This window comes from Microcoleus sp. PH2017_24_DOB_U_A (assembly GCF_020738205.1).
In the GTDB taxonomy this organism is placed as follows: domain Bacteria; phylum Cyanobacteriota; class Cyanobacteriia; order Cyanobacteriales; family Microcoleaceae; genus Microcoleus.
Genome location: NZ_JAEQCT010000020.1, coordinates 83,820 through 89,035 on the forward strand (window position 1 = coordinate 83,820; position 5,216 = coordinate 89,035).

The 5,216-nt window shown below is 48.1% G+C and carries 5 protein-coding genes and 1 pseudogene; all 6 read left to right on the plus strand.

What is annotated here, in order from left to right:
- The first annotated feature begins 317 nt into the window (after positions 1 to 317).
- Positions 318 to 1,106: a hypothetical protein gene (locus JGK07_RS03300; RefSeq protein ID WP_293187150.1), complete on the plus strand. Its 789-nt coding sequence runs from the start codon at positions 318 to 320 to the stop codon at positions 1,104 to 1,106.
- 404 nt (positions 1,107 to 1,510) lie between these two features.
- Positions 1,511 to 2,221 (plus strand): hypothetical protein, encoded by a 711-nt coding sequence (locus JGK07_RS03305; RefSeq protein WP_293242181.1) that lies wholly within the window; start codon positions 1,511 to 1,513, stop codon positions 2,219 to 2,221.
- A gap of 716 nt (positions 2,222 to 2,937) precedes the next feature.
- A complete protein-coding gene (locus JGK07_RS03310; RefSeq protein ID WP_293242178.1) occupies positions 2,938 to 3,528 on the plus strand; it encodes a ParA family protein in 591 nt (196 codons plus the stop codon).
- Positions 3,525 to 3,776, plus strand: coding sequence for a hypothetical protein (locus JGK07_RS03315; RefSeq protein ID WP_293242175.1), 252 nt, complete (start codon positions 3,525 to 3,527; stop codon positions 3,774 to 3,776). The genes JGK07_RS03310 and JGK07_RS03315 overlap by 4 nt, the downstream gene beginning before the upstream one ends.
- 179 nt (positions 3,777 to 3,955) lie before the next feature.
- On the plus strand, positions 3,956 to 4,855 hold the full coding sequence (locus tag JGK07_RS03320; protein ID WP_293242172.1) for a DNA/RNA non-specific endonuclease: 900 nt from the start codon (positions 3,956 to 3,958) through the stop codon (positions 4,853 to 4,855).
- 121 nt (positions 4,856 to 4,976) lie between these two features.
- Positions 4,977 to 5,216: pseudogene (locus tag JGK07_RS03325) on the plus strand (photosystem II q(b) protein); the annotation flags it as partial.

Genomic DNA, 5,216 nt, shown 5'->3' on the forward strand with positions numbered 1-5,216 from the left:
ACAAAAAACGGGGCGAAATTGGTCTTAAACTTAGATGAGGAAGGGCTGTTGGCTCGAATCGGTATAAATCTATAAACCATTTGCGGTTTCAGGCATTTTTAGGTCATCGACCTGTTTCCTTTATCCTCCAGAGGCTTTCCGCCCCTAAAGGGGCGGAAAAATGTCTAAGTCCCACTAAAAAAACTTAAGTAGCAGGAGCAGACATGACAACAGATTCTGCATTTATGAACCACACAAAAATCTGAAATTCAAACCTACGCGCGGGCATCGCTCCTGCAAAAACTGTTTTGTGTACCTATTTACTTGGAAAGTGCTGTATGTTTGAATGGCTTAAGGATGAAATGGACAGAATTAAGACTCGCAAATTCCATGTTGTGGACAGTCCACTATCAGATGAACAACGAGAGCTAGTTGAGCAGTCAGATCTTCCCGTGCCACCATCATACAAAGAGTTCGTTATACAGTTTGGTGGTGCCCAGCTCTATCGTCAGGGAAGTATCTATCTAGTACAGATATTCAATGTTCCTACTGATGCTCAATCGGATGATGGTCGCGTTTTGCTACATTTTGGTCGTACTGACATGGCATTGGCCTATTTCAGAGAATCACTGTTTGTTCCAGGGGAAGAGTCTCCTGTGTTTGAGTGGCAACACGAGCTGGGATTGCAACAAACTGCAAGCTGTTTCGAGGAATGGCTGAGAGCAAGATGCTCCGCAGCAAGGAAATTGTTCTCGAAGAAGGAGTGGGCAGCCATCGAGGCGGGTTCGCCTCCATTCACAGAGCAAGAGCAAGCTATCGTCGAGTCCCGACGGAAATTCCGTTGGCAGGTTATCGGTATAGCTGACAACGGCAACTTGATGTTTGAAGTCCATAATGGTTCAAATATGGTGCTTCCCTTTCTCTCCATTGGCGTGAGGGCAAAGGATGGCAAACTCAATGGTGGCGTGTGGTTGCCAGTCTCTTCAGTCCGGCCCGGTCAAACCTGTATTATTGAAAAAGATTGTTATAAGAATTTGCTTTTACCTAAGGAAGTGGATATTTTTGAGAAGCCAGACCCCGAACCAGAGGATCGCGATCGCTATTGGGAATTCAGGCGTTTGTCCTGATAGGGAGAGTGTGTTTCAGCTCGCTTGTTCTTTTCTTGTACGTTTGGTTTATGTGAGGAAAGCCACCACCTATTGATTAGATTAGGAAACCATTGAATGATAGGCTCTTCTGGGTTTGTGACTAAAATTGTATAAGAAGGCACAAAATCTTCTCCTTCCGAAGGCTGAAACCCTTTCCAGGCTAGACATAAACTTTGTTTATCACCCAATACTCAGAAGAGCCGAATGATATTATCATTTTCATATATCCTGCCGACTAATTTGGTGGATATTCAAGCTTTTTTACAGCCATCATCAAGTACAACTATGATTTTTAAATAATTCTCCCGATCTCGCAACTCTCCCCCTGTACGAAGGCAATCCACCCAACATAAAATATTACCCAACACACCCAACAAACAGCCATGAAACCAAAAACAACCATTCAAGAACTAGCCTTATCCCTGACAGCCAGAAACCACTCCCCCACGCTCCTCAACTCGGACTTCCTCAAATACAGCGGCATCGTTCCACCTGACTGGGAACTCGCCCGCCCTCCCGTTTTCAGCCCCCAAATCTCTCAAGTTGCCTTCACCAACGGCATCAACATCGTCGCCCAATCGAACGCCATCACCTTCATCGAATCCCTGAGTACAAAGTCACAAGAAGACGTAAAAATCCCCGCTATCATCCGCAAATACGTTGAAGCTTTACCCCGCACCGACTATCAAACGTTGAGCATCAATCCGAGAAGTTTCGTCACCTTTGAAGCAGGAGATGAAAATGCAGCCCGCGAATACATCACCTCCACTTTACTCGCCAAAGGAACCTGGTTTGATGCGGGCAAATTTCCCGTAAAAGCTGCTGTTAATTTAGTGTACTCTCTCGAACGGGGAGAATTTAACTTGAGCGTTGCCGAAGCTTTATTGCAACTCCAAGAAGCCGAACCGACTCCGGCTGTTTTGTTCTCGGGCAACTTTCAATACGAAATTGCAGGGGAATTAGAAGGCGAGAAATTGCAACACTTGTACAAGCTTTTGGAAAATTGGCAGCCGGATTTAGAAGCTTACAGAGAAATTGTGAACGGGCGGTTTTTGGGGCTGAAAGAAGTTGAACAGTTACCGTCTGCCGCGTAAAGGATAATAAGGTAGGGGCGTGAGCTATTAGAGCCTCAATCAACTTCTTTCAACCGCTCCATCTAGGTTGTAGTTCGCTCCGGTTTCAAAGGCGTGAGCCCCTACCCCTCCACCTCCTTCAACCCGTCCTCTAACAACATCCGCACTATACCCACTTTTTTGCGCCCCGTCCACGCTGCCAACATCGACAACTTACGGTGCTCTTATTCGGGCAGATCGACGGTGAACCTTACCATCGGCTGTTTTTGTCAAGCAGAGTCGTGATTGGTGAATTATGGATTGCCGATCACAAATTGCTGCACCAGTTCGAGCGATTTCTTAATGCGGCGGTTGAGGGCGATTTCCTACGGGATAGTTTCGCCGTGCGCGCTCATCGCTAGGTACCAGTTGCATAAATCTTGAATTATTTAGCCAGACATCTAGACGTTTAGATGATTAAATAAACCGCAGGTGATGCAGTCCGCTACAGTATCACACCTTCGAGAAAGCGAATCGGGGAACAAACTCTTGCAGTGCAGCAACTGCTTGATTTTTAGGAAGATCCACAGCCTCCTATTGCCCACAACCGAGCGCTACGTTGTTATCGTTAATTAGCCGAGCCAACCCGCTTCATAACTAGCAAGATACGGCACAATCTCAAACATTCAATCATTCAAATGTCTAGACATTTAGATGATTAAAGGGTAAAGTGAGTTAATCAACGTATCGATAAACCTATGATCGTGACAATCGCCTCATTCAAGGGCGGAGTCGGAAAGACAACGACAGCGCTGCACCTAGCGGCTTACCTGCAAACAAAAGCACCTACGTTGTTAGTGGATGGCGACCTGAATCGCAGTGCTTTGGACTGGGCCGCGCGGGGTTCTCTACCGTTCAAAGTAGTGGATGAAAAGCAAGGAGTCAGGTTTGCTAGAGACTACGAGCATATCGTCATCGACACGCCGGCCCGACCCGACCCTGACGAACTCAAAACTGTAGCTGAAGGATGCGACTTGCTGATTTTGCCGAGTTCTCCCGATGCGATGGCCCTCACCGCGATGGGGCAAATGGTGGAAGCTTTGCATTCCCTCAAATCGAATTACCGCATTTTGCTCACCCTCATCCCGCCTGCTCCTAGCAAAGTCGGGATAGAGTCTCGGAGAACGATCGAGAAAGCCGAGCTGCCAATATTCAAAGCTGAGGTCAGGCGGCTGGCGGTGTTTCAAAAAGCAGCCCTTGCCGGGGTTCCGGTAAGTGCTGTCAAAGATGCCTATGCCAAAGCAGCGTGGGGTTGTTATGCCGCTGTCGGTAAGGAGATATTGCCATGAGCCGCTTTGATGATTTGTTAAAGGCGAAGAAACTCAAACCAGGCGAACCCGATCTCGAACCTGCACCAACTCCGGCGTTACCCAAAAGCAAAGACCCAAACTTTGTCAGGGCTACGGTTTACCTGCCAAAACAAATGCACCGCGACCTCAAATCTGCTGCCGCACAGTCAGGCGAAGAAATCAGCGAGCTGGTTGAAAAGTCTGTCGCTCTATACCTCCAACAGCTCAGCACCAATACAAACATTTAAGCGTTTAAATATTTGGACGTTTGGATGTTTAAACACTGCGAACTTTCTCTCTTATTTGCGGCGGTTGCCTTTCCCGTCAATCGCTGCATCCGTAATGAGTAATTAGTAAGAAGCTGTACCTCACGCCACTGTAAGCTTGCAGAGTATAAGAGAAACGAGCAAGTGTGGGAGTAGCGGGAATGAGGCAGGTTTATCAAAGGGCGATCGCTCTGGTTTTGGTGGGAATTATCAGCGGCTGCAATCTGACTTCACCACCACCACCATCTAAACTTCCTCAAGTTCGGGAAAAACCGAGGGTGCAGCGTCCAACACTAAAACCGGAAACCAAGGAACCAATCGCATCCGCCACCAACAATCCGAACTTGCTGCTGGGTAATCCCAGCAACGCCGCTTCCAGTGTTGCCAGCATCGACAACTATTTAATGGTGAAGCAGCAGTACGTGCTCTCCTACAACAACAAAACGCATACCGCCAACTGGGTATCGTGGCAACTGAATAAATCTTGGATTGGAAGCGCTGACCGCAAGAACGACTTCCGCCCCGACGATGCACTTCCCACTGCTGCGTACCAAGTTCGACCCAACGATTACACCGGAAGTGGCTACGACCGGGGACACATTGCACCAAGCGCCGATCGCACTCGCAATGAAGCGGACAACAGCAGCACTTTCCTGATGACGAACATGATGCCCCAAGTGCCGGAGCTCAACAGAGGCGTGTGGGGAGATTTGGAAGAATATTGCCGCGAATTAGTGGAGCAGGGCAAAGAGCTTTACATCGTAGCGGGGCCAGTGGGGAAGCAAGGCGCGATCGGCAAAAAGGAGAAAATCGCGGTGCCGGCAAAGACTTGGAAAGTTATTGCGGTGTTGGACAGGCAGGGATTGGGGATGCAGGGAATTACGGCGAATACCAGAACGATCGCGGTGATGATGCCCAACGATGCCAGCGTCAAGGGTTCGGGATGGAAAAGCTTTCGGGTTTCGGTGAAACAAGTAGAGCGGGAGACAGGGCTGAATTTTTTGTCGAACGTACCGCCACAGGTTCAACAAGTCATTGAGAGTAAAGTTGATAGCCAATAACCCCAGCTTATGACCCTCATCAGTTATACTGCCCTTAAAACTCTTTACAAACCTTAACAATACCGTTAATAATAGAGACATCATCCGAACATTGACAACCAAATACAGCAATCATAAAACCATGACAGCAACCTTACAGCAGCGCGAAAGCGCCAATCTGTGGTCGCAATTTTGCAACTGGGTCACAAGCACCGACAACCGCATTTATGTAGGTTGGTTCGGAGTCTTGATGATTCCTACCTTGCTAACTGCAACAATCTGCTACGTAATCGCCTTCATCGCTGCTCCTCCAGTGGACATCGACGGCATCCGCGAACCAGTTGCTGGTTCCTTGATGCTGGGTAACAACATCATCTCCGGT